Origin of the sequence: Bacteroides sp. 3_1_23 (assembly GCF_000162555.1) — a bacterium.
Classification (GTDB): domain Bacteria; phylum Bacteroidota; class Bacteroidia; order Bacteroidales; family Bacteroidaceae; genus Bacteroides; species Bacteroides ovatus.
The window spans coordinates 2,002,777-2,025,905 of sequence record NZ_GG774949.1; the positions used below are offsets into that span (position 1 = coordinate 2,002,777).

The window sequence follows — 23,129 nt, forward strand, 5'->3', positions numbered from 1 at the left end:
GCAATTTCGACATTACAATCCGGAATATTTCTGTATACCCGAATTTTTTCCAAAAAAAATACCTACTTTTGCAAAGTAATTATTAGACTGGTGTAAAAGTGGCAAGAAAGAAAAAAGAGCTTCCCTTATTGGAGAAGGTAACAATCATGGATGTGGCTGCCGAAGGAAAAGCCATCGCAAAAGTAAACGACCTGGTGATTTTTGTTCCCTATGTAGTGCCGGGTGATGTCGTAGACCTGCAAATCAAGCGTAAAAAGAATAAATATGCCGAAGCTGAAGCGGTGAAGTTTCACGAGCTGTCGCCCAATCGCGCTGTTCCTTTCTGCCAACACTATGGCGTATGCGGTGGCTGCAAGTGGCAAGTGCTCCCCTATTCGGAGCAGATCAGATATAAGCAAAAGCAAGTGGAAGATAATTTGAGACGTATCGGGAAAATCGAACTTCCCGAAATTTCTCCGATTCTCGGTTCTGACAAGACGGAATTCTACAGGAACAAACTGGAATTCACCTTCTCAAATAAACGCTGGTTGACAAACGAAGAAGTTCGTCAGGATGTGAAGTATGACCAGATGAATGCGGTGGGTTTCCACATTCCGGGAGCCTTTGACAAGGTGCTGGCTATTGAGAAATGCTGGTTACAGGATGATATATCCAACCGTATCCGCAACGCTGTACGTGACTACGCTTACGAACACGATTACTCTTTCATCAATCTGCGCACACAGGAAGGTATGCTGCGGAATATGATTGTACGCACCTCTTCAACTGGCGAACTGATGGTAATCGTCATTTGCAAGATTACGGAAGATCACGAAATGGAACTGTTCAAGCAGTTACTCCAATTCGTAGCGGACTCTTTCCCAGAAATCACTTCTCTTCTATACATTATTAATAATAAGTGCAATGACACAATCAATGATTTGGATGTGCATGTATTTAAAGGGAAAGATCACATCTTTGAAGAAATGGAGGGACTGCGTTTCAAAGTAGGACCGAAATCATTCTATCAGACCAACTCGGAACAGGCTTATAATTTATATAAAGTGGCCCGTGAATTTGCCGGATTAACAGGCAACGAACTGGTATATGACCTCTATACAGGAACGGGAACAATCGCCAACTTCGTATCACGCCAGGCTCGCCAGGTAATCGGTATCGAATATGTGCCGGAAGCTATCGAAGACGCAAAGGTAAATGCAGAAATCAATGATATCAAGAATGCATTGTTTTATGCCGGTGATATGAAGGATATACTGACGCAGGATTTCATCAATCAGCATGGACGCCCGGATGTAATCATTACTGATCCTCCTCGTGCCGGTATGCACCAGGATGTAGTTGATGTCATCTTGTTTGCCGAACCGAAACGGATTGTGTATGTAAGTTGTAATCCTGCTACTCAAGCACGGGATTTGCAATTACTCGATGAGAAATACAAGGTGAAAGCCATTCAACCGGTAGATATGTTCCCTCACACCCACCACGTAGAAAATGTGGTGTTGCTGGAACTTCGATAATCCGTGATGATAATAGAATTTCAAAAGAAAAAAGAAATGGGAAAAAGACCTAGAAGAACTCCTGCTGAAAAAGCACGTGCTCAATATACCAATTATGCAGTGAAAGAACCCATGGAACTAATGGAGTTCCTGGCTACCAAGATGCCGGACGCAAGTCGTACGAAATTAAAATCGTTGTTAAGCAAACGGGTTGTATTTGTTGATAATGTGATAACCACACAATTCAACTTTCCTCTTGAAGCGGGCATGAAAGTGCAAATCAGCAAACAAAAGGGAAAAAAAGAATTTAATAACAGACTGCTGAAAATCGTATATGAGGATGCCTATATCATTGTTGTCGAGAAGATGCAGGGACTTTTATCAGTCAATACAGAAAGACAGAAAGAGCGCACAGCCTATACAATACTTAACGAATACGTGCAACGTTCCGGACGTCAATTCCGTGTGTTTATCGTTCATCGCCTGGACAGGGACACTTCCGGCCTGATGATGTTTGCTAAAGACGAAAAAACACAGCGGACACTACGTGATAACTGGCACGATATCGTGACTGACCGTCGATATGTAGCTGTGGTGGAGGGAAGTATGGAAAAAGATTATGATACAGTCGTTTCCTGGCTGACTGATAAAACGCTTTATGTAAGTTCCAGTGAATATGATGACGGTGGATCAAAATCTATTACCCACTATAAGACCATCAAACGTGCCAACGGATATTCTCTGTTGGAACTCGATTTGGAAACCGGCCGAAAGAATCAGATTCGTGTACACATGCAAGATTTAGGACATCCTATTATCGGTGATGGAAGATATGGAAGAGAAGATGCTCCCAACCCTATCGGACGACTGGCACTCCATGCTTTCAAACTTTGTTTCTATCATCCGGTAACGGGAGATTTGATGGAGTTCGAGACACCTTATCCGGCGGAGTTTAAGAAGTTGTTTCTGAAAAAATAAATTCCTATATTCAAAAATAAAGCCAGAATCATAATCGACTCTGGCTTTATTTTTAATCTTCATTATTATTTTATTGACGCCTCATATAAAATGGCTGTCCATCTATTCTATCTCTAAAATCCTGCCAATTATTATACCATGTTCCACTAAATGTCCTGCCGGTAGCTTCTGCACCCCAAATATAGGCATAAGTGCGGTCACCGTAGAAAAATAATTCCATTGAATTATATCCTCCATCAATCCATCTCCACTCAAAAACCAGATAATTTGGATCACCAGCAGAACCAATCGTTCCTTGATTTCTCGCATTAAATGTCATGAGCGTACCTCTTCCCCAGGTATATGCCCCGAAATCAATTTCTTCATTAGTATACCACTCGCCAGGCAGATTAAATTCTGTCTCTTCTTCACTCTCACACGAAGTAAAGCCAACCAATAAAGTCAGCATCATCAAGATACCTGCATATCTCTTTATCATTTTCATAATTCTCTAGTTTATTGCGTTTATTAATACAAAATTAGCATTTTATATTTACTATACATCACAAGCCACAAGTTTTTTGTACCTTTGCAAAGATAATATTAAATTTTCCACATGAAACTTCTTTGGCTTGATTTAAATAGTTCGTACGCTCATTCTTCGCTGGCATTGCCAGCCTTACATGCCCAGATAGCAAATAATACAGACATTGAATGGTGTACGGTCTCCGCCACTATCAATGAAAATACCGGTAGTGTCGTCAATCAAATCTACCGCCATCAACCGGATATCATTGCAGCTACCAACTGGCTATTTAATCACGAGCAACTCCTGCACATCGTTTCACGCGCAAAAGCGTTACTACCTCACTGCTGTGTTATACTCGGAGGTCCCGAGTTTTTAGGAGATAATGAAGCTTTCTTATATAAGAACAAATTTGTAAGCGGAGTGTTTCGCGGAGAAGGCGAAGAAGTATTTCCTTTATGGTTAAAAGTGTGGAATCAGCCAAGAAAAGAATGGAAATCGATCACAGGACTCTGCTATCTGGATGAATCGGAAGCATACCATGACAATGGGCTCGCCCGTGTCATGAACTTTTCCGAATTAGTTCCTCCTGAAGAGAGCCGTTTCTTCAATTGGAGCAAACCCTTTGTGCAATTAGAAACTACCCGCGGATGTTTTAACACCTGTGCCTTTTGTGTCAGTGGAGGTGAAAAAACGGTTCGCACCCTATCTCTTGAAGCAACCCGGAAACGTCTTGACGTGATACACCAACACGGAATCAAGAATGTACGGGTACTGGACCGCACTTTCAATTACAACAACAAACGGGCAAAAGAATTACTAAATCTATTCCGCGAATACCCGGATATCTGTTTTCATCTGGAAATTCATCCTGCACTCCTTTCTGATGAACTCAAACGGGAATTAGCCACCCTTCCTAAAGGACTGCTACACCTGGAAGCCGGAATCCAAAGCCTTCGGGAAAACGTGCTTGAACAAAGCCGGAGAATAGGAAAACTCTCCGATGCTCTGGCCGGACTCAAGTATCTATGTTCCCTTGAAAACATGGAAACTCATGCCGACTTAATAGCAGGACTCCCACTCTACCATCTATCAGAAATTTTCGATGATGTCCGTACTTTAGCAGAGTATGACGCAGGAGAAATCCAACTGGAATCCCTCAAATTACTTCCGGGCACCGAAATGAAAAGAAGAGCGGACGAATTAGGTATACAGTACTCTCCACTCCCTCCATACGAAGTTCTTCAAACTCGTGAAATCACCGTAGATGAACTACAGACAGCACATTATCTGTCCCGCCTGTTAGACGGTTTCTACAATACCCCAACTTGGCGAAGCATCACACGGATACTCATTCTCGAAAACCCTCATTTTATACATGAGTTACTCGATCATTTAGTTCAAACAGATGTGATTGACACCCCTCTTAGCCTGGAAAAAAGAGGATTAATCCTCTATGACTTCTGCAAGAATCATTATCCCGACTACCTGACACAAGTCAGCATTGCATGGATAGAAGCGGGTATGTCATTAAAAAAAGCTCCGGCAGAAAAAGTAAGAACAAAAAGACAGATACCACCTGAAAGCTGGGAAATAGAATACGGAGCATATCGCGAGAATCTACGATTATGTTTCCTTCCCACCGATGAAGAAGGACATGGTTACTGGTTTGGTTTTGAGTCGGAGATTCAGAAGATACAACCGGTTTTCAAGGCTAAAAAACTATCATAAATAAAAGAAAAGTATTCTCATATTATGTGAAATTATTATTAGTCGCTAATCGTTTAGAGCAGCATTTCCTGTTTTCCACCGTCCATACAATAAACTCTACTAGCACAGTGTATGGACATTCGAAAATATCAATTCAATATTTTTTGCCTATTATTGTTTCCCTTATCCGTAACAGGACAAGAATGGAACAAACAGGATTCATTGAGACTTCAGCAAATGCTGGAATCCGGTCAGGAGATCAAGATAAATAGAAAATTTATCGAAAAAGTAGAGCAAAACATGTACTCTCGAAAACCGTTCGTAGATTTTGATCCCACACTACCGACTTTAAAATCTTCCATGATTTTTTCGAAACCTTCCATTCGCACTTATCAGACATTCCTAAAACCGGGTTCCACCTTTTTACCCACTTACTCCTGGTTAAGAATAAACAAGAATCTTGTGCTGCACAGTAAAAGTAATTTTGCAGAAAATTCCAGTTGCTTTCATATCCAAAGCCAAATAGAATATAATTTATCTCCCAAATGGTCTCTCAACATATATGGCGTACAAAACCTTGATACCCGAAAACACCGGGGCCTCCCTTCCGAAGTGGAACCCACCCAATTGGGTAGTAATGTTGTTCTCAAAATAAATAAAAACTGGAAAATAAAAACAGGGGTACAATACCAATACAATGTCCTCCGCAAAAGATGGGAATGGATACCTCAAATTAGTGTTTCATACGAATGGTAACCCGTGCCGACAATCAGGAATCGAAAAGTTTTAGAAAACAAGAAAGCATATTTTCCATTTATTCTCGTACCTTTGTCATACGATTAAATATGCTATCATAATGAAGAACTTTATCAAGGGATTCCGGTTTACCCCCTCTAATTATCCGGCAGAAGTAGAAGCAAAAATACAGAAATACAGAAAGCAAGGTTATAAACTTCCACCGCGCAAAGTACTCCGTACTCCCGAGCAACTGGAAGGTATCCGGGAAAGTGCCAAGATCAATACTGCACTGCTGGACTATATTTCAGAGAATATCCGGGAAGGCATGTCCACCGAAGAAATTGATGTGCTAGTGTATGATTTCACTACCAGTCACGGTGCCATCCCTGCCCCACTCAACTACGAAGGATTTCCCAAAAGTGTTTGCACCAGCATCAACGATGTAGTGTGCCACGGAATACCCAATAAAAATGAGATTCTGAAAAGCGGAGATATTATCAATGTAGATGTTTCCACCATTTACAAAGGATATTTTTCCGATGCATCCCGTATGTTTATGATTGGAGACGTCAACCCTGATATGCAAAAGTTAGTACAGGTAACCAAAGAATGTATGGAAATAGGAATTGCTGCCGCACAACCCTGGAAACAGCTGGGTGATGTAGGCGCCGCCATCCAGGAACATGCAGAAAAGAACGGATTCAGCGTAGTCCGTGATCTCTGCGGACATGGCGTAGGGATGCAATTCCATGAGGAACCGGACGTAGAACATTTCGGACGCCGGGGCACGGGCATGATGATCGTGCCGGGCATGACCTTCACCATCGAACCCATGATCAATATGGGAACCTACGAAGTGTTTATAGACGATGCCGACGGATGGACTGTCTGTACCGACGACGGACTGCCTTCCGCCCAATGGGAAAATATGATTCTGATTACTGAAACCGGAAACGAAATTCTGACATATTAATGGAACTGATTCTACTTATTGTTATTGCCGTGTTAATGATAGTCCTACTTGTATTATCACTAACCAAAGGCAACAATCAAACTCAAGCAGAACAATTACAAATAGCCTTGCGTCAGCAAATGCAGGAAAACCGGGAAGAACTGAACCGCAGCATCCGGGAACTTCGCATGGAAATGACGCAAACGCTGAACCAGAATATGCAACAGCTCCAAGATGTTCTGCACAAGAATATGATGACTACCGGAGAACTGCAACGACAGAAATTCGACATGATGGCCCGCCAGCAGGAAGCATTACTGAAATCCACCGAGAAACGACTGGATGATATGCGCCTGATGGTGGAAGAAAAGCTCCAGAAAACCCTGAATGAACGTATCGGTCAATCATTCGAAATCGTCCGTTCGCAACTTGAGAACGTGCAAAAAGGACTGGGAGAAATGAAATCTCTTGCTCAAGATGTCGGCGGACTAAAAAAGGTATTGAGCAACGTAAAGATGAGAGGAACGTTCGGCGAAGTCCAACTGGGTGCACTCTTAGAACAAATGATGAGCCCCGAACAGTACGACGCCAATGTCAAAACCAAAAAGAGCGGAACCGAATTTGTAGAATTTGCCATCAAACTTCCGGGAAAAGATGACGCCAACAGCACCGTCTACCTCCCCATCGACGCCAAATTTCCGAAAGATGTATACGAACAATATTACGATGCATTCGAAGCGGGAGACGCAGCATTGATGGAATCGTCCGGCAAGCAATTGGAAAATACAATCAAAAAGATGGCAAAAGACATCCATGATAAATATGTAGACCCGCCTTTTACCACAGATTTTGCCATCATGTTCCTCCCGTTTGAAAGCATATATGCCGAAGTAATCCGACGTACCAGTCTCATCGAAACACTCCAAAAGGAGTATAAGATTGTAGTTACAGGTCCGACAACATTAGGCGCCATCCTCAACAGTCTTCAGATGGGATTCCGCACGCTTGCTATCCAAAAACGTACCGGAGAAGTCTGGACCGTATTGGGAGCTGTCAAAACAGAATTCAGTAAATTCGGAGGATTACTTGAAAAAGTACAAAAGAACCTGCAAAGCGCCGGTGACCAACTCGAAGAAGTCATGGGAAAACGAACACGTGCCATCGAACGCAAACTGCGGCAAGTGGAACAGTTGCCACACGAAGAAAGCCAAAAGATTCTCCCTATTGACGTAGAGGACGATTTGACAGATTACTAACTGATATTATTTAGGCACGGATTACACGATAAACACGGAAAGAAAATAAACTTATCCGTGCAATTCGTATAATCCGCGCCTAAAAAATTAGAGAGAGTGTTTCGACACACCTCGACACTAAATAGAAAATGCTCTACAACATTTCCATATCACGTTAATCCGCATAACTCCGCAAAGCCAAATTCTTCACCCAAAGAACGAAGATACCCGTCAGAATCAGATTCAATACCAGAGTAAGCACTGAAATAACCAATGCCGGGCCACCCAAGTTATATCCCAATGCAATGAAAATGATTCCGGCTCCTACCTCACCACGGGTAAACATACCGATGGAAAGAGCCAGTCGCTCACTTAATTTCCGGTCACGATAGAAGAACATCGGACAAAGTTTTCCTATATTCGACAATAAAGAGACAATCACCACATGAAACATAATCATTCCCCACGACATCATCTCCTGTGATCCCGTTACAGAATAAGAACCTGCATGAGTCTCCGCAAAGTTCACTCCGATAAAATGCGGCATACTCATTCCCACCAGAAACATGAAGAAAAATGAAATCCCGGTAGACACCTTTCGTTCTACAGGTGTGTCATGTTCCTTATGTTTCATAATCATACCCAGAACAAATGCCGGCAACAGGACTTCAATATGAATACTTCCCTCGTCCCCATACAATTCTTTACTCCCCAGATACAGTATTTGAGTAGCCAGAAATATAATCACTGAATAAAAGAGGATAGCCTTCCAATCCTGACGCCAATCATACTTATTCAATCTTTGCCAGCCGATCGACAATAACAAGAACACAATTACCACTACAATAATCAACTGCCAGCGCAGTCCGATCATCATAATCTGAAGAGGAATCATCAAAAGAATCGTATCCAAGTCATCGAAAATTGCCAATACCTGTATTTTCTTATAAATCCAACTGGACTTCAGTCCGATAGCCGCCAACATCGTAAACAGAATACCGGCTGATGTAGGTGCAGCAAAACGGCTTAACAATAAATTCTCCTTCCACGCTTCCCAACTATTCCAAAACTCGGGCGGAAGCAAAATAAACACATAATAAATGGCAATCATAAACCACGGTAAAGCAGCCGTAGCCATAGCTATAAAATAATCTTGAGCGTAACTTTTCCACCGCGTTTTATCAAGGACGAACTCACGGCCTACATTAATCATTATAAAACTAAGACATACATAGAGTAGTACATTCGATATGGATTTAACAGCTCCATACCCATCTCCTGCCATCATCGGCAGGAATTGCGAAACCACGAGCCCCAACATCAGGAAGCCCGAAAAAGACAGAACTTTTCTCATATTTATAGTTGTTTGTTGCTAAAAAGTAATTGCCAAGGAAAGCTCTGCAGACAGAAGGCAATCACCTGGTGTATTAAAAACTAACCGCAAGTCAATTTGTTCAGAACAGATCTCTGAAAAATTGCTTGCGGCAGTATTTTTAATCCAGCTTCAGTACGGCGAGGAAGGCTTTTTGCGGCACTTCCACGTTACCGATTTGTTTCATTCGTTTTTTACCTTTTTTCTGCTTTTCAAGCAGTTTACGTTTACGGCTCACGTCACCACCATAACACTTCGCTGTCACATCCTTACGAACAGCCTTAATCGTTTCACGGGAAATAATCTTAGCCCCGATAGCTGCCTGAATGGCAATATCAAACTGCTGGCGCGGAATAAGCTCTTTCAGCTTCTCACACATCCGGCGTCCCATATCGTAAGCATTGTCAATATGTGTCAAAGTAGAAAGTGCATCCACAGGCTCACCGTTCAACAAAATATCCAGCTTCACCAGCTTCGAAGTACGGAAACCATTCGGATGATAATCAAACGACGCATACCCTTTAGAAATACTCTTCAACTTATCATAAAAGTCAATCACAATTTCTCCCAAAGGCATATTGTAATAGATTTCCACCCGGTTACCGGAGATATATTCCTGTTTAATCAATTCACCGCGTTTACCCAGACAAAGCGTCATAATCGAACCGATATAATCGGTAGTGGTAATAATAGACGCCTTGATATACGGTTCCTCGATATGGTCAATCATCGTCGGGTCGGGCATACCACCGGGGTTGTGCACCTCCTTCATATTGCCCTGCTTATCATATATATGGTAGGACACGTTCGGTACCGTAGTAATCACATTCATATCAAACTCACGATCCAGGCGCTCCTGCACAATCTCCATGTGGAGCAATCCGAGGAAACCGCAACGGAAACCAAAACCCAAAGCCAATGAAGACTCCGGCTGGAAAGTCAACGACGCATCATTCAGCTGCAACTTTTCCAAAGACGCGCGAAGATCTTCGAAATCTTCCGCCTCAATCGGGTACACTCCGGCAAACACCATCGGCTTCACCTCCTCAAACCCGGCAATAGCCTTGTCACACGGACGGGCAATATGTGTAATGGTATCTCCCACCTTCACCTCTTTGGAAGTTTTGATACCGGAAATTATATATCCTACATCCCCCGTACGAAGTTCGTTACGAGGCACCATATCCATTTTCAACACCCCTATTTCATCGGCATCATACTCTTTTCCCGTATTGAAGAACTTCACCTTGTCGCCCTTGCGAATCGTGCCGTTTTCAATCTTGAAATAAGCTATAATTCCACGGAAAGAGTTGAATACAGAGTCGAAAATCAAAGCCTGCAACGGCGCCTCTTCATTCCCTTCGGGATGAGGAATACGTTCAATCACAGCAGCCAGTATCTCTTCCACTCCCATACCCGTTTTACCGGATGCACGAATTACCTCCTTGCGCTTGCAACCCAACAGTTCAACGATTTCGTCCTCCACTTCTTCGGGATTGGCGCTCGCCATATCGCATTTATTGATAACCGGAATAATCTCAAGGTCGTGTTCAATGGCCATATACAGATTCGAGATCGTCTGCGCCTGCACTCCCTGCGAAGCATCGACAATCAGCAATGCCCCTTCACATGCAGCGATAGAACGTGACACCTCATACGAAAAGTCCACGTGTCCCGGAGTATCAATCAGGTTAAGGACATACTTCTCCCCCTGATAAGTATATTCCATCTGGATCGCATGGCTCTTGATAGTGATCCCTCTTTCTTTTTCCAGATCCATATTATCAAGCATCTGCCCTGAAGTCACCTGAATGGTGTTAGTAAACTCCAACAGACGGTCGGCCAACGTTGACTTACCGTGGTCAATATGAGCAATAATGCAAAAGTTGCGAATATTCTTCATTCTGAATTCTTATTATTTTAGCTTTTTGGTGTGCAAAGATACGTAAATGGCGGAATAAAAAAAAATGCGTTGATAACATTATGATCATGTACCAACGCATTTTTTTATTGCTTAAGTGAGTTACTCGCTTAGATCAATTTGATGAAGAGTTCACCTTCAACTTCTTCCACAGAGACTTTGTCTTCTCTCAATAACCAGCCAAGGCCGAGGAACAGATCTTTGTCAACCAATTTAGTTGCTTTTTTAAGCTGCTTGGCAGTCATTCCTTCTGTTTCGTTCAGTGCATTCCAGATAGTACCTGCAATTACACCAGCTTTTTCTTTCAACATTTGCTTTGCAATTTTAGTTAGACATGCTTAAAATCATCCGGTCAAAAAGACTTTCAGATTTTATTTCGGGGACAAAGATAGTTATTTTTATGTTATATAACACTTTATTGAGCACTTTTTTATCGTTTTTGTAATAAAAAAGCATTTTTTCTTTCATTTAGGATGCTTTTCGAGATATTCAGACCAAATTCTTGCCGCTTCTTCCACCATTTTTGCACAGGGACGCTTGCTATAATATTGAGCAGTACGCTCTTCCGGAATCGTTGAAACGGGATCTTTTTTCTTTAATCCCAACAATTCGCCACAAATCAGCGAGCCGTTACGCTTCTTAAATTCAGCCGCCAGTTCTTGCACCACTGCATAATTGGCAGCTTTTCCTTCCCGGTCTGTCGCTTCCGTAGCGCCGGTTTCCAAGCCCGCCACCAAAAACATGCCGCAGGCAGCTCCACACGTTTCACGCATTCGTCCTATCCCCCCGCCAAAAGAAGCACCCATACGCAACGCCTGTTCCTGTGTAAATCCATACATATCCGCAAAGGCCGCTACTACCGACTGTGAACAGTTGTATCCGCTCTTAAAAAGCTCCACTGCTTTCTGTATTCTATCTTCCATAAACTATTTTGCATTTTTATTTCGCACAAAAATATAAAAAAGTATCTTTGCATCAGATAGGGCGTAAAGATTAAAATCAAAAAAAAGAAAATATGAACAAAACTATTTCATATAAAGAATCGACAGCCATTGCCATCCAAGCTATGATAAGCGCAGCCAGAAAGGATGAATATGCTGACAGGAAAAGAAAAAGTGGTTTTCCCCAAAATAGAAAGAAACGTGATGTCACTCTCAAAGATGTACGTGAATGGAACAAAAGAAGAAATTATAAAGAGGATGCAGGAATTGCCGTCAATGCAATGATGGCGTCAGCTATCAACGACCCCTATGTGGACCTGAATCCACCCTCCAAATTCTAAGAGATAAAACAATGGCTACAACATTCGATATTCAACTCCCTCATTACTCGCGTGGATTTCATTTAATCACGCGTGATATCATTTCACAACTACCAGCACTTCCCGAAAGTGGCCTGCTGGTAATCTTTATCAAACACACCTCTGCCGGACTAACTATCAACGAAAATGCAGACCCGGACGTACGGCATGACTTCCAGACATTCTTTAATAAACTGGTTCCCGACGGTGCCCCCTATTTCATCCATACCCTCGAAGGCCCCGACGATATGAGCGCCCATATAAAAGCCTCCCTGATAGGAAGCTCGGTCACTATCCCCATCAAGAATCACCGCCTGAACCTGGGAACATGGCAAGGTGTCTACCTCTGCGAATTTCGCGACGGAGGAGACACCCGTAAATTGAGTATTACTATCCTATAATATTTCCAACGCCATCGGACAATGATCGGAATGTACGGCCTCATTCAGGATATACGCACGTTTCAACAGCGGGCGTACCGGCTCACTAACCATGCAATAGTCAATTCTCCAACCCTTATTTTTGGCACGCGAATTAAAACGATAGCTCCACCAGGTATATTCCTGTTTTTCGGGACAAAGCGTACGGAAAGCATCAACATACCCCGCAGACAGGAAACGTGTCATCCACTCCCGTTCTTCAGGAAGGAAACCACTGTTTGTTGCATTCCGGACAGGATCATGAATGTCGATCGGCTCATGGCAGATATTATAATCGCCACAAAGAATCAAATTGGGACGGGACTTCTGCAACTCCATCACATACTTTTGAAAATCTTCCAGCCACACCATTTTAAAAGCCTGGCGTTCGTCTCCGCTCGTTCCCGAAGGGTGATAAACACTGACTACCGATAAGTCTCCGAAATCCGCCCGGATAAAACGTCCTTCATTATCATAAGCCTCCATTCCCATCCCATATTCCACATGGTCCGGTTCCTGCTTGGTAAGTATGGCCACTCCACTGTATCCTTTCTTCTGCGCCGAATACAAATAAGACTTGTAACCCAACGCTTCAAACACCTCTCCCGGATACTGGTCCGGTTGCAGTTTCGTCTCTTGCAGACAAAGAATATCAGGATTCTCCTGCGCCAGCCATTCCGGCAAACCTTTAGATACGGCGGCACGTAGTCCGTTCACATTATAAGTAATAATCTTCATCGATCTATATGTATTGATTTATATTCATTTTATGAAAACAAAAGCATGATATTCAGTACCGAAACAATAATGGCAATCGAATACAACACAAACGTGCTCCAACGACTGTTGACATAATCTCCCATCACCTTTCGGGAAGACGTCAGTCCCACCTGCAAAAATACCGTGAAAGGTAATTGAATACTAAGTATCATCTGCGAAATAATCAATCCTTTGAAAGGATCTCCAATAAAGAAAATCAGCAATAAGGCAATTCCCAGAGATAAAAGGACTCCTACCTGCGAGTGGCTGTCTTTGATATGATACGATTCACCGAAAATACCCGCAAAGATGGAACCTGCCGCCATTCCGCTCGTAATGGTGGATGAAATACCCGCCATCAGCAATGCCAGTGCAAATACGATGGCAGCATTACTTCCCAACAAAGGTTCGAGCAATGACTTAGCCTGTTGCAGTTCCTCTACCTGAATACCGCTTTTAAAGAAAGTAGCGGCAGCCAGAAGAATCATGGCACTGTTAATCGCCCAGCCGACAATCATAGAGAAAAGAGTATCAAACAACTCATATTTCAAAACCTTCTTAATAGAAGCATCATCTTTCTTATTATATTCGTGACTCTGTATCACCTCCGAATGAAGAAACAGATTATGAGGCATCACTACCGCTCCCAACACACTCATGATAATCAGCATACTTCCTTTCGGAAAAGAAGGAGTCACCCACCCTGCTGTCGCAGCCGGCCAGTCTATTTCCACCAGAAACAGTTCGTAGATAAACGAAAGCCCGATAACGGAGACAAATGCAATGATGGAACGCTCTATCTTTTTATACGAATTAGTGAAAAGCATGATAGAGACAAAAAGCGTAGTCAACACAGCTCCCCATATAATAGGAATATCAAAGAGCATTTCCAACGCAATGGCACCTCCCAGAATTTCCGCTAAAGAAGTAGAAATCGACGCCAATACCGCCGTACCAAGAATAGGTCGCGACACCCATTTGGGAGTGTATTTAGTGGCCGCCTCCGAAAGGCAAAGTCCGGTAACAATCCCCAGGTGGGCAACATTGTGCTGAAGTACAATCAGCATAATAGTGGACAATGTAACCACCCAAAGTAAGGAATAGCCAAATTCGGAACCGGCGGCGAAGTTAGAAGCCCAGTTTCCCGGATCAATAAATCCTACCGTAACCAGAAGCCCCGGACCAATATATTTAAAAACATCCAGTCCACCCAGATAGCGTTTATGATCTTTGCGTTTTAAGTCTTGAAAAATATTCTTCATTTTTGCATAATAGTTTTAACCTTACAAATATACTTATAAATAACGAGTGAAGGTCAATTTTAGTTCAAAATACCGACAAGTAAGTAAACAACACCCGGATACTCCCCCTCTATGGATTCCCGCAAAAAAAGACCCTCGAACAAAATAAATTGCCGAAGGTCTTGAAAAATATCAAATTTTACAAAAATAAAAGAAGTCGATTAATATCCCATCTCATGTAATGCACGACACAATTGGTCAGGACATGAAGTCGGTCTGCCACCACAATGCACTCCTTCAAGTTTTGCAATAACATCCGCTACCTTCATTCCTCTCACAAGGCGGGAAATACCTTGAAGGTTACCATTACATCCTCCCCAGAAAGCAACTTCTTTCACCACTCCATCTTCCACATTCAGTTCGATGTTGGTGCTGCAAGTTCCCTGGGTTCTATACACATATTCCATAACCTTGTCTTATTCTCCCTCTTCCGGCTGCATATTGGTATAAACAGTCTGCACGTCGTCAAATTCTTCCAAACGTTCGATCATCTTATCCAATGTTTCGCGCTGTTCCGGAGTCACCTCTTTCATGTCGTTCGGGATATAAGTGAAGTCTCCACCGACATCTTCAAAGCCACACTCCTCCAGGTGTTTCTGAATAGCGGCATAGCTCTTGGGATTACCATAGATAGTGATTGTTCCTTCTTCATCATCCTCTTCGTATTCATCTTCCACATCATAATCGATCAGATCCAGAATCAGTTCTTCCATATCCAATCCGTCTTTCTTCTTGAAAGTGAATACACATTTGTGGTCGAACAGGAACGCGAGAGATCCCATTGTACCGAGATTACCGCCAAACTTATTAAATACCGAACGAACGTCAGCCACCGTACGGGTTGTGTTATCTGTCAGCGTATCCACAAATACAGCAATACCGTGAGGACCGTATCCTTCGTAAGTCATGCTCTTGTAGTCGCTCTGGTCTTTACCCATTGCGTTTTTGATAGCACGTTCAATATTATCCTTCGGCATATTTTCACGCTTACAAGTAGCGATCACCGAACGCAAAGTCGGGTTATTTTCAGGTTCCGGACCGCCTGCCTTTACAGCTATCGCGATTTGTTTACCCAGTCTTGTAAATGTTTTAGCCATGTGGCCCCATCTTTTCAGTTTAGCGGCCTTTCTATATTCAAATGCTCTTCCCATTGGTTTATATTTTTAGATTGAAATTTTAAGTTTATCTAAGTTTGGCACCCAGCTTATCTTCCAAGTTCTTCACCAGTTTCGACATGATCTTATCAATCATCTTATCATTCAAAGTCTGGCTCTCATCCTGAAGCAGGAAGCTCACCGCATACGACTTCTTGCCTGCTTCCAGATTCTTACCTTCGTACACGTCGAAGAGTTCCACTTCTTTCAACAGCTTCTTCTCTGTTTCGTAAGCAATCTTTTCGATTTCGGCAAACTGCACATTCTTGTCAAGCAACAATGCCAGGTCACGTTTCACAGCAGGGAACTTGGAGATTTCCTTGTAGCTGATCTTCACAGAACGGATAGCTTTCATCAGTTCCTTCCAGTTCAAGTCGGCAAAATACACTTCATTGTCGATATCAAATGCTTTCAATAGCTTCTTAGTCACGATACCGAAGGAAGCAAGACGCTTACCACCCTTCGTATTGATAGAAAGTGCGGCAGCAAAAATATCGTCCGTCAGATTACCGACAACCAGATTATGCAAATCCAGTCCCAGACGCTTCAATATATTTTCTACATAAGCCTTCAATTCATATACCGAACTGTTCTCATCTGCATGTGCCCATGAATTGGAAACCTTCTTACCGGTTACCCACAAGCCCAAGTGATAATCTTCCGAGTAAGGAGCCAATATCTTCTCTTCATTCTTCTTGTCAGCATCGAAATGATAGCAATTACCGAATTCGAAGAACTTCAAATCAGCATTCTTACGATTTGCATTATGAGCAATACTTTCCAGTCCACCGAACAGCAAAGTCTGACGCATAGCGTTCAAATCCGCACTCAACGGATTCAATAACATCACTAGATGGTTGGACGGATAAGTCTCCATACCATCATAATAAGCAGCACGCGTCAATGAGTTGTTCAGGATCTCATTAAATCCGCAGCCCACCAATTGCTCTGCAATCAGGTTCTGCAATTTATTCGATTTATCATGTTCACCTTTGGTAGTCAGGCTGGAGTTCAGTGTAGTCGGGATTTCAACATTGTTATATCCGTAGATACGAAGAATATCTTCAATCACGTCACAATCACGCTGCACGTCTACACGATAAGGAGGAACAGCTAATGTCAGCCCTTCCGCCGTTTCATTAGTGATCTTCATTTCCAGGCTAGTCACAATGCTCTTGATTGTCTCTACCGGAATTACTTTTCCTACCAAAGAATGTACTTTCTCATAAGCCAGATCAACTATAAAATCGGGTGCAGGAGTAGTGAACACGTCTTTTATTTCAGAAGAAATCGTACCGCCAGCCAGTTCTTTAACCATCAAAGCAACCAGTTTCAAGCAATATATCACACTGTTCGGATCGATACCGCGTTCGAAACGGAAAGAAGCATCCGTATTCAAGCCATGACGGCGGGCTGTCTTACGCACCCATGTAGGATGGAAATAAGCACTTTCAATGAATACATCTGTCGTAGCTTCCGTAGAACCGGAGTCCAGTCCGCCGAATACACCGGCAATACACATGGCCTCTTCCTTGTTACAAATCATCAGGTCGCGTTCGTTCAATTTACGTTCCACCTCATCCAGCGTAACGAACGGGGTTCCTTCCGGCATTGTCTTTACAATTACTTCATTGCCTTTTATCTTTCCGGCATCGAAGCAATGCAACGGCTGACCGAAAGCATGAACGATATAATTAGTAATATCCACTACATTATTAATAGGACGCACCCCGATCAGACGCAATTTATTTTGCAGCCATTCCGGACTTTCCTTCACAGTGACACCTTTCACCGTAACACCGGCATAATGCGGACAAGCTTCGCTGTTTTCCACCTTCACTTCAATATTCAAGTCATGGTTTTCCACTTTAAAGCCGTCTACCGACGGACGTTGCAAAGTAGCCTGTTTGCCGTTCTGAATCAGATAAGCATACAAGTCACGAGCCACCCCATAGTGAGAGCAAGCATCCGCACGGTTAGGCGTGATGTCCACTTCAAGCACATAGTCGCTCTTGATATTATAATAATCCTTGGCAAGCGTACCCGGAACAGCGTTTTCCGGCAATACGATAATACCTGCATGATCCGTACCGATACCGATTTCGTCTTCGGCACAAATCATACCAGTAGATTCCACCCCACGGATTTTTGATTTCTTGATGGTAAAACATTCGTCACCGTCATAAAGTTTTGTACCTAAAGTAGCTACCACAACTTTCTGTCCGGCAGCCACATTCGGGGCACCACAAACAATCTGTACCGGTTCACCGTCTCCCAGATTGACAGTAGTAATATGCAAATGGTCAGAATTAGGATGTTCCGTGCAGGTCAGCACTTCACCGATCACCAGTCCTTCCAAACCACCTTTAATGGTTTGCACTTCTTCTACACCACCTGTTTCCAAGCCAATAGACGTCAACGCAGCAGCCGTTTCATCGGGCGTCAGGTCGAAGTTGACATACTCTTTCAGCCAGTTATAAGAGATATTCATATATTTAATTTTTATTGTTTCTCAAAAAGATTTGCAAAGTTAATAAGATTTTTCGGTTGACCGAGAAGGATTTAAAAGAAAAATGCAAAAGGAGCGTCAGAATGGCAAAGGGCCATCTCCCGGTGCTCCGAATGGATTCTCCGTCTGCGGTGCAAAATCAGGTACGGGAGGAGGTACAGAACCAGCATTACCTGTATTCATTTTCGATCCTAACATAGCTCCTGCAGACTCGCCCGGCATCGGGATCACCATATCGTCCTCCGGATTAGAAAAACGGGTAAACTCACCCTTAAAGCGGAGCAGCACCTCTCCTACCGCACCGTTACGATGCTTGGCGATTACAATTTCCGCCATACCGCGCAAGTCATTACCACGATCATCCTGATAAATCTTATAGTATTCCGGACGGTGGATAAAGCACACCATATCGGCATCCTGCTCAATGGCTCCCGATTCACGAAGGTCACTCAACTGCGGTCGTTTACCGTCAATACCTTCACGACTTTCCACACCACGATTCAACTGTGACAGTGCGATGATCGGAATATTCAACTCTTTCGCCAGTCCTTTCAACGAACGGGAAATGGTACTCACTTCTTCCTGACGGCTACCAAACGCCATACCGCTCGCATTCATCAACTGAAGGTAGTCAATAATAATGATTCTCACCCCATGTTCACGCACCAGACGACGCGCTTTGGTTCGCAGTTCGAACACAGACAAAGACGGTGTATCATCCACGTAAAGCGGCGCATCCATCAGATTTTTCAGTTTATAGTCCAACTGTTGCCACTCATAACCCGCCAACTGTCCGCTCTTAATCTTTCCACTTTCAATTTCGCAGACATTGGAAATCAAACGGTTCACCAGCTGAACGTTACTCATTTCAAGAGAGAACAACGCCACCGGGTTCCGGTAATCCACCGCAATATTCTTAGCCATTGAAAGAACGAAAGCAGTCTTACCCATAGCAGGACGGGCAGCTATAATAATAAGGTCGGAATTCTGCCAACCCGAAGTCATCTTATCAAGTTTCGTGAAACCACTCTCCAGACCACTCAAACCATCGGTTCGAGCCGCAGCTTTCTGAATTAGTTTATAGGCTTCGTCAATCACCGGATTGATCTGCGTATAATCTTTTTTCATATTCTGCTGTGAGATCTCAAAAAGCTTACCTTCCGCTTCCTGCATCAAGTCGTCCACGTCCAAGGTCTCGTCAAACGCTTTACTCTGAATATTGCTCGTAAACGTTATCAGCTCACGCGCCAGCGATTTCTGTGCAATAATACGGGCATGGTATTCAATATGTGCGGATGAAGCCACCTTACTACTCAATTGAGTAATATAGAAGGGACCTCCCACCTCTTCCAAGTCTCCGCGTTTACTAAGTTGTTCCTTTACAGTCAGAATATCCACCGGTTTCTGGTTCACCGCAAGGTCGACGATAGCAGAATAAATCAACTGATGCCGGCGTTCGTAAAATGATTCGGGACGAAGAATTTCACTCACCAATGAATAAGCGTCCTTTTCAATCATTAAAGCTCCCAAAACTGCTTCTTCCAGTTCAGGCGCCTGCGGCTGAATACGACCATAATCATTTACCGGTTGTATTTTAGTAGACTTTGAATTGCGGGTATTTCTTTTCTGTTCGGCCATCGAGATATTTACTATTTTACGATTTACTATTTATTATTTTACGACTGGACAGACTCTATTATCACATTTATCACGGAATTCTTCCAGTCGAGACGACAAAGATAGAATATAATCACGAAGAATGAATAAGGAAAAATGAAGATTTTACTAACTTTGCTCCCGAATCACATTATCCAGCTATGATTAATTGTAATGTGAAGCACTGTAAATAGTAAATAGAAATATGATTGCTTTTCCCAATATCAAAATAAACCTGGGACTTTCCATCACGGAAAAACGCCCGGACGGATACCACAATCTGGAAACAGTTTTCTATCCGGTGGCTCTGGAAGACGCACTGGAAATCCGTACCTCCCCTAACGCTGACCGAAAATTCACTCTCCACCAACATGGAATGGAAATAGCCGGTAACCCTGAAGACAATCTGGTAGTAAAAGCCTATTTATTGATGGATAAGGAATTTCATCTCCCTCCTATCGAAATCCACTTATACAAGCACATCCCTTCAGGAGCCGGACTGGGAGGAGGATCATCGGATGCCGCTTTCATGCTAAAGTTGCTCAACGATCATTATCAGCTGGGAGTATCCGAAGAACAATTGGAAGTATACGCTGCCACTTTGGGAGCAGACTGCGCTTTCTTTATCAAAAACAGACCGATATTTGCCGAGGGAATTGGAAACATCTTCTCCCCGGTCGAACTTTCATTAAACGGCTACCAAATCATGATTATAAAACCGAATGTTTTTGTTTCCACCCGGGAAGCCTTTTCAAACATTCATCCCCATCGTCCGAAATATCCGGTTAGGGAGGCAATCCAGCGTCCTGTACAAGAATGGAAGGATACGTTAATCAATGATTTCGAAGCAAGTGTATTCCCGCAACATCCCGTCATTGGAGAAATCAAAGAAGAACTCTATCATCAAGGAGCAATCTACGCATCCATGAGCGGCTCCGGCTCATCCGTATTCGGGCTGTTTGCTCCCGGATTCGTCTTACCGGAAATTGATTGGGGAACTGATGTATTCTGCTTCAAAGGTACATTAAACAAATAAATCTCACTAACAATTATGTTTTGACTATTTTTTCAAAATCCCAACATGGCAGCGGGGTGTATATTGAGTACCCGGCAAAGCAAGCGAGCTATTTTTAAAGTAGGTTCCGAGCGACCCGAAATATAATCATTCACGCGTGAAGGGCTAACCCCTATTTCACTGGCAAGCTGTTTTTGTGTCATCCCCTTTTCTTCAAGGGACAATTCTATCAATTCTGCTACGGTTGGTTTTTCTATAGGAAAATGTTCCTTCTCATACGCAATCACTATATCAGACATAACAGAAAGCTCCACCATGCTCTTGTCATTTGCAGGAGTGCTGTCGTCCACCAAAGGCAGAAGTTCTTCGACTCTTGCCAATGCAAATTCGTATTGTTCTTTCGTTATTTTAGTCATATCTATTATATTATATAGTTGAACAATCTATTTTATCATACTCTTTATGAGTTCCCACCCAACGGACAAAAATGTATCCCACCGTAAATTTAACAACCACTACCAGCCGATAGTTGTTCCCTCTGATATTAAAAACATAGTGTTGATTGCCCACATAATCAGTCGATAGAAAATCCGCTTTTATATCAGACAAATTCCGCCATTCTGCTTTTTCCGCTATATCATACCAACGTTCTAAAGCAACACGTGAATCTTCACACCCTTTCGTCTCGTAGAAATCTTTCAATTTCTTATGTGATACTACTCTCATATCTTATTCATTTGATACAAAATTACAAAATAATTTTGGATAACAAAAGAATTAGTGCTAAATATTTTATAAAACAGAACATCCATGCTGGGCGTACCAAAAAACGGTACCACGACTCACGTCGTAGTACCGTCACAACACAAACACAAAATAAAACACGACAAAACTACTATGCAATCTTTCCTGTCTATGCCGGGGAGGCATAAGTACTATCTACGTATATTCACATACTCATAAACAGCTTCAGGTCGATTAGCATCAATTAAACAAATCGCATGCACGATTTGTTTAAACTTTTATGTTATTTAAAACAAGTTTCTCTTTTATTGAATCCCTCTTTCACGGAGTTTCAGCTGCCAGTTCCATGCAGAGCGTAAAGTATCTTCTAAAGTTTCTACGGCTTTCCAACCCAGCTCTTTATTAGCAAAATCCGGGTTAGCCCAAACTTTCTCAATGTCACCCGCACGACGTCCGACAATCTGATAATTCAATTTTACGCCAGTGGCTTTTTCAAAGCCATTTATTAATTCCAATACAGAAACACCACGTCCTGTACCAATATTAAATACTTCTACTTTTTCTTTTTGTGTCTTTTCCAAGATACGACGGATAGCAATCACGTGTGCTTTAGCCAAGTCAACGACATTGATAAAGTCACGGATACAAGAACCGTCCGGTGTATCATAATCGTCACCAAACACGCTAAGTTTCTCACGGATACCGATGGCTGTCTGGGTCAGATATGGAATCAGGTTTTGAGGAACCCCGTTAGGCAGTTCACCCAACAATGCAGTAGGATGCGCGCCAATCGGGTTGAAATAGCGCAACATGATCGCATTGATCGGAGCACCTGAAGCTACCGTATCACGAATAATCTCTTCATTGATCTGTTTGGTATTTCCATAAGGTGATTCCGCTTTCTTGATCGGAGCTTTTTCCGTTACCGGCAGCTCGTCCGGCTGACCGTATACTGTACAAGAAGAAGAGAACACAATACCTTCTACTCCATGTTTTGGCATCAGTTCGAGAAGGTTAATCAAAGAAACCAGGTTATTACGGTAGTAAAGCAACGGTTTTTGTACCGACTCTCCTACTGCTTTGCTAGCTGCAAAGTGAATGATTGCCTTAATTCCTTTATATTTTGCAAATACTGCATCCAGACCGGCAAAGTCCAAACAGTCCAGCTTTTCAAAAACTGGGCGAATACCGGAAACTTTCTCTATATTGTCAACAACGTCGGCACTTGAATTTGATAAATTATCGATGATGATTACTTCATATCCACTGTTTTGTAGTTCTACAACAGTATGAGACCCAATGTATCCTGTCCCGCCTGTTACTAAAATTCTTTCTTTCATATACTTTATAAAAAATGGTTAGTTT

23 protein-coding genes are annotated in these 23,129 nt (G+C 42.7%); 9 read left to right on the top strand and 14 right to left on the bottom strand.

Features of this window, described 5'->3' with window-relative positions; translation table 11 throughout:
- Positions 1–146: 146 nt before the first annotated feature.
- Both rlmD and HMPREF9010_RS16370 read left to right on the top strand, forming a co-directional pair.
- Positions 147–1,517: a 23S rRNA (uracil(1939)-C(5))-methyltransferase RlmD gene (gene rlmD / locus HMPREF9010_RS16375; protein ID WP_217622112.1), complete on the top strand. Its 1,371-nt coding sequence runs from the start codon at positions 147–149 to the stop codon at positions 1,515–1,517.
- A gap of 36 nt (positions 1,518–1,553) precedes the next feature.
- Positions 1,554–2,474 carry an RluA family pseudouridine synthase gene (locus HMPREF9010_RS16370; RefSeq protein ID WP_004317963.1) on the top strand — a complete coding sequence of 307 codons (921 nt, stop codon included), beginning with the start codon at positions 1,554–1,556 and terminating at the stop codon, positions 2,472–2,474.
- Between the two features lie 70 nt (positions 2,475–2,544).
- On the opposite strand, the gene HMPREF9010_RS16365 is transcribed toward HMPREF9010_RS16370, so the two are convergent.
- A complete protein-coding gene (locus HMPREF9010_RS16365) occupies positions 2,545–2,958 on the bottom strand; it encodes a hypothetical protein (RefSeq protein WP_004295611.1) in 414 nt (137 codons plus the stop codon).
- A 111-nt stretch (positions 2,959–3,069) separates the two neighbouring features.
- Here HMPREF9010_RS16365 and HMPREF9010_RS16360 point away from each other — a divergent pair, with 111 nt between their 5' ends.
- The 4 genes from HMPREF9010_RS16360 to HMPREF9010_RS16345 all read left to right on the top strand — a co-directional run bounded on the left by HMPREF9010_RS16360 (position 3,070) and on the right by HMPREF9010_RS16345 (position 7,635).
- The gene (locus HMPREF9010_RS16360; RefSeq protein WP_008648154.1) at positions 3,070–4,710 is read left to right on the top strand and encodes a B12-binding domain-containing radical SAM protein; all 1,641 of its coding nucleotides are present in this window, start codon (positions 3,070–3,072) and stop codon (positions 4,708–4,710) included.
- Between the two features lie 111 nt (positions 4,711–4,821).
- On the top strand, positions 4,822–5,445 hold the full coding sequence (locus HMPREF9010_RS16355; protein WP_008648155.1) for a DUF4858 domain-containing protein: 624 nt from the start codon (positions 4,822–4,824) through the stop codon (positions 5,443–5,445).
- Between the two features lie 100 nt (positions 5,446–5,545).
- On the top strand, positions 5,546–6,400 hold the full coding sequence (map, locus tag HMPREF9010_RS16350; RefSeq protein WP_008648157.1) for a type I methionyl aminopeptidase: 855 nt from the start codon (positions 5,546–5,548) through the stop codon (positions 6,398–6,400).
- Positions 6,400–7,635, top strand: a complete 1,236-nt coding sequence (locus tag HMPREF9010_RS16345; RefSeq protein ID WP_004303563.1) for a DNA recombination protein RmuC — start codon at positions 6,400–6,402, stop codon at positions 7,633–7,635. The genes map and HMPREF9010_RS16345 overlap by 1 nt, the downstream gene beginning before the upstream one ends.
- A 154-nt stretch (positions 7,636–7,789) precedes the next feature.
- Here HMPREF9010_RS16345 and HMPREF9010_RS16340 read toward each other — a convergent pair whose 3' ends face one another.
- The 4 genes from HMPREF9010_RS16340 to HMPREF9010_RS16325 all read right to left on the bottom strand — a co-directional run bounded on the left by HMPREF9010_RS16340 (position 7,790) and on the right by HMPREF9010_RS16325 (position 11,830).
- Positions 7,790–8,968, bottom strand: coding sequence for a hypothetical protein (locus tag HMPREF9010_RS16340; protein WP_008648161.1), 1,179 nt, complete (start codon positions 8,966–8,968; stop codon positions 7,790–7,792).
- Positions 8,969–9,107: 139 nt separating this feature from the next.
- Positions 9,108–10,889 carry a translation elongation factor 4 gene (lepA, locus tag HMPREF9010_RS16335; protein ID WP_008648162.1) on the bottom strand — a complete coding sequence of 594 codons (1,782 nt, stop codon included), beginning with the start codon at positions 10,887–10,889 and terminating at the stop codon, positions 9,108–9,110.
- A 128-nt stretch (positions 10,890–11,017) separates the two neighbouring features.
- On the bottom strand, positions 11,018–11,218 hold the full coding sequence (locus HMPREF9010_RS16330) for a winged helix-turn-helix domain-containing protein (RefSeq protein ID WP_004295603.1): 201 nt from the start codon (positions 11,216–11,218) through the stop codon (positions 11,018–11,020).
- Between the two features lie 153 nt (positions 11,219–11,371).
- On the bottom strand, positions 11,372–11,830 hold the full coding sequence (locus HMPREF9010_RS16325; RefSeq protein WP_004295601.1) for a C-GCAxxG-C-C family protein: 459 nt from the start codon (positions 11,828–11,830) through the stop codon (positions 11,372–11,374).
- Positions 11,831–11,922: 92 nt separating this feature from the next.
- On the opposite strand from HMPREF9010_RS16325, the gene HMPREF9010_RS16320 reads away from it, so the two are divergent.
- Together HMPREF9010_RS16320 and HMPREF9010_RS16315 are read left to right on the top strand one after the other, a co-directional pair.
- A complete protein-coding gene (locus HMPREF9010_RS16320; RefSeq protein ID WP_004295600.1) occupies positions 11,923–12,189 on the top strand; it encodes a hypothetical protein in 267 nt (88 codons plus the stop codon).
- An 11-nt stretch (positions 12,190–12,200) separates the two neighbouring features.
- Positions 12,201–12,608 (top strand): secondary thiamine-phosphate synthase enzyme YjbQ, encoded by a 408-nt coding sequence (locus HMPREF9010_RS16315; RefSeq protein ID WP_004317958.1) that lies wholly within the window; start codon positions 12,201–12,203, stop codon positions 12,606–12,608.
- On the opposite strand, the gene HMPREF9010_RS16310 is transcribed toward HMPREF9010_RS16315, so the two are convergent.
- The 6 genes from HMPREF9010_RS16310 to dnaB all read right to left on the bottom strand — a co-directional run bounded on the left by HMPREF9010_RS16310 (position 12,603) and on the right by dnaB (position 19,987).
- Positions 12,603–13,364 carry an exodeoxyribonuclease III gene (locus tag HMPREF9010_RS16310; protein WP_008648163.1) on the bottom strand — a complete coding sequence of 254 codons (762 nt, stop codon included), beginning with the start codon at positions 13,362–13,364 and terminating at the stop codon, positions 12,603–12,605. The two genes, HMPREF9010_RS16315 and HMPREF9010_RS16310, sit on opposite strands and share 6 nt — an antisense overlap.
- Before the next feature lie 29 nt (positions 13,365–13,393).
- The gene (locus HMPREF9010_RS16305; RefSeq protein ID WP_004295597.1) at positions 13,394–14,647 is read right to left on the bottom strand and encodes an Nramp family divalent metal transporter; all 1,254 of its coding nucleotides are present in this window, start codon (positions 14,645–14,647) and stop codon (positions 13,394–13,396) included.
- Between the two features lie 200 nt (positions 14,648–14,847).
- Positions 14,848–15,093 (bottom strand): TIGR03905 family TSCPD domain-containing protein, encoded by a 246-nt coding sequence (locus tag HMPREF9010_RS16300; protein WP_004295596.1) that lies wholly within the window; start codon positions 15,091–15,093, stop codon positions 14,848–14,850.
- A gap of 9 nt (positions 15,094–15,102) precedes the next feature.
- On the bottom strand, positions 15,103–15,837 hold the full coding sequence (locus HMPREF9010_RS16295; protein ID WP_004295595.1) for a YebC/PmpR family DNA-binding transcriptional regulator: 735 nt from the start codon (positions 15,835–15,837) through the stop codon (positions 15,103–15,105).
- 31 nt (positions 15,838–15,868) lie between these two features.
- On the bottom strand, positions 15,869–18,331 hold the full coding sequence (gene pheT, locus HMPREF9010_RS16290; RefSeq protein WP_008648164.1) for a phenylalanine--tRNA ligase subunit beta: 2,463 nt from the start codon (positions 18,329–18,331) through the stop codon (positions 15,869–15,871).
- Between the two features lie 96 nt (positions 18,332–18,427).
- Positions 18,428–19,987: a replicative DNA helicase gene (gene dnaB, locus HMPREF9010_RS16285; protein ID WP_008648165.1), complete on the bottom strand. Its 1,560-nt coding sequence runs from the start codon at positions 19,985–19,987 to the stop codon at positions 18,428–18,430.
- A gap of 223 nt (positions 19,988–20,210) precedes the next feature.
- Between dnaB and ispE the strand changes: the two genes are divergently transcribed.
- The gene (ispE, locus tag HMPREF9010_RS16280; protein ID WP_004317955.1) at positions 20,211–21,041 is read left to right on the top strand and encodes a 4-(cytidine 5'-diphospho)-2-C-methyl-D-erythritol kinase; all 831 of its coding nucleotides are present in this window, start codon (positions 20,211–20,213) and stop codon (positions 21,039–21,041) included.
- Between the two features lie 32 nt (positions 21,042–21,073).
- On the opposite strand, the gene HMPREF9010_RS16275 is transcribed toward ispE, so the two are convergent.
- The 3 genes from HMPREF9010_RS16275 to galE all read right to left on the bottom strand — a co-directional run bounded on the left by HMPREF9010_RS16275 (position 21,074) and on the right by galE (position 23,104).
- Positions 21,074–21,436, bottom strand: coding sequence for a type II toxin-antitoxin system HigA family antitoxin (locus HMPREF9010_RS16275; protein WP_004295590.1), 363 nt, complete (start codon positions 21,434–21,436; stop codon positions 21,074–21,076).
- Positions 21,437–21,446: 10 nt separating this feature from the next.
- Positions 21,447–21,746 carry a type II toxin-antitoxin system HigB family toxin gene (locus tag HMPREF9010_RS16270; RefSeq protein ID WP_004295589.1) on the bottom strand — a complete coding sequence of 100 codons (300 nt, stop codon included), beginning with the start codon at positions 21,744–21,746 and terminating at the stop codon, positions 21,447–21,449.
- A 323-nt stretch (positions 21,747–22,069) separates the two neighbouring features.
- Positions 22,070–23,104, bottom strand: coding sequence for a UDP-glucose 4-epimerase GalE (gene galE / locus HMPREF9010_RS16265; protein ID WP_004325755.1), 1,035 nt, complete (start codon positions 23,102–23,104; stop codon positions 22,070–22,072).
- Positions 23,105–23,129: the final 25 nt, after the last annotated feature.

What these genes read in the sequence shown, in the direction of transcription:
- rlmD (WP_217622112.1), top strand. Translation starts at nt 147, where the DNA reads ATGGATGTGGCTGCCGAAGGAAAAGCCATCGCAAAAGTAAACGACCTG.
- HMPREF9010_RS16370 (WP_004317963.1), top strand. Translation starts at nt 1,554, where the DNA reads ATGGGAAAAAGACCTAGAAGAACTCCTGCTGAAAAAGCACGTGCTCAA.
- HMPREF9010_RS16365 (WP_004295611.1), bottom strand. Translation starts at nt 2,958, where the DNA reads ATGAAAATGATAAAGAGATATGCAGGTATCTTGATGATGCTGACTTTA.
- HMPREF9010_RS16360 (WP_008648154.1), top strand. Translation starts at nt 3,070, where the DNA reads ATGAAACTTCTTTGGCTTGATTTAAATAGTTCGTACGCTCATTCTTCG.
- HMPREF9010_RS16355 (WP_008648155.1), top strand. Translation starts at nt 4,822, where the DNA reads ATGGACATTCGAAAATATCAATTCAATATTTTTTGCCTATTATTGTTT.
- map (WP_008648157.1), top strand. Translation starts at nt 5,546, where the DNA reads ATGAAGAACTTTATCAAGGGATTCCGGTTTACCCCCTCTAATTATCCG.
- HMPREF9010_RS16345 (WP_004303563.1), top strand. Translation starts at nt 6,400, where the DNA reads ATGGAACTGATTCTACTTATTGTTATTGCCGTGTTAATGATAGTCCTA.
- HMPREF9010_RS16340 (WP_008648161.1), bottom strand. Translation starts at nt 8,968, where the DNA reads ATGAGAAAAGTTCTGTCTTTTTCGGGCTTCCTGATGTTGGGGCTCGTG.
- lepA (WP_008648162.1), bottom strand. Translation starts at nt 10,889, where the DNA reads ATGAAGAATATTCGCAACTTTTGCATTATTGCTCATATTGACCACGGT.
- HMPREF9010_RS16330 (WP_004295603.1), bottom strand. Translation starts at nt 11,218, where the DNA reads ATGTTGAAAGAAAAAGCTGGTGTAATTGCAGGTACTATCTGGAATGCA.
- HMPREF9010_RS16325 (WP_004295601.1), bottom strand. Translation starts at nt 11,830, where the DNA reads ATGGAAGATAGAATACAGAAAGCAGTGGAGCTTTTTAAGAGCGGATAC.
- HMPREF9010_RS16320 (WP_004295600.1), top strand. Translation starts at nt 11,923, where the DNA reads ATGAACAAAACTATTTCATATAAAGAATCGACAGCCATTGCCATCCAA.
- HMPREF9010_RS16315 (WP_004317958.1), top strand. Translation starts at nt 12,201, where the DNA reads ATGGCTACAACATTCGATATTCAACTCCCTCATTACTCGCGTGGATTT.
- HMPREF9010_RS16310 (WP_008648163.1), bottom strand. Translation starts at nt 13,364, where the DNA reads ATGAAGATTATTACTTATAATGTGAACGGACTACGTGCCGCCGTATCT.
- HMPREF9010_RS16305 (WP_004295597.1), bottom strand. Translation starts at nt 14,647, where the DNA reads ATGAAGAATATTTTTCAAGACTTAAAACGCAAAGATCATAAACGCTAT.
- HMPREF9010_RS16300 (WP_004295596.1), bottom strand. Translation starts at nt 15,093, where the DNA reads ATGGAATATGTGTATAGAACCCAGGGAACTTGCAGCACCAACATCGAA.
- HMPREF9010_RS16295 (WP_004295595.1), bottom strand. Translation starts at nt 15,837, where the DNA reads ATGGGAAGAGCATTTGAATATAGAAAGGCCGCTAAACTGAAAAGATGG.
- pheT (WP_008648164.1), bottom strand. Translation starts at nt 18,331, where the DNA reads ATGAATATCTCTTATAACTGGCTGAAAGAGTATGTCAACTTCGACCTG.
- dnaB (WP_008648165.1), bottom strand. Translation starts at nt 19,987, where the DNA reads ATGGCCGAACAGAAAAGAAATACCCGCAATTCAAAGTCTACTAAAATA.
- ispE (WP_004317955.1), top strand. Translation starts at nt 20,211, where the DNA reads ATGATTGCTTTTCCCAATATCAAAATAAACCTGGGACTTTCCATCACG.
- HMPREF9010_RS16275 (WP_004295590.1), bottom strand. Translation starts at nt 21,436, where the DNA reads ATGACTAAAATAACGAAAGAACAATACGAATTTGCATTGGCAAGAGTC.
- HMPREF9010_RS16270 (WP_004295589.1), bottom strand. Translation starts at nt 21,746, where the DNA reads ATGAGAGTAGTATCACATAAGAAATTGAAAGATTTCTACGAGACGAAA.
- galE (WP_004325755.1), bottom strand. Translation starts at nt 23,104, where the DNA reads ATGAAAGAAAGAATTTTAGTAACAGGCGGGACAGGATACATTGGGTCT.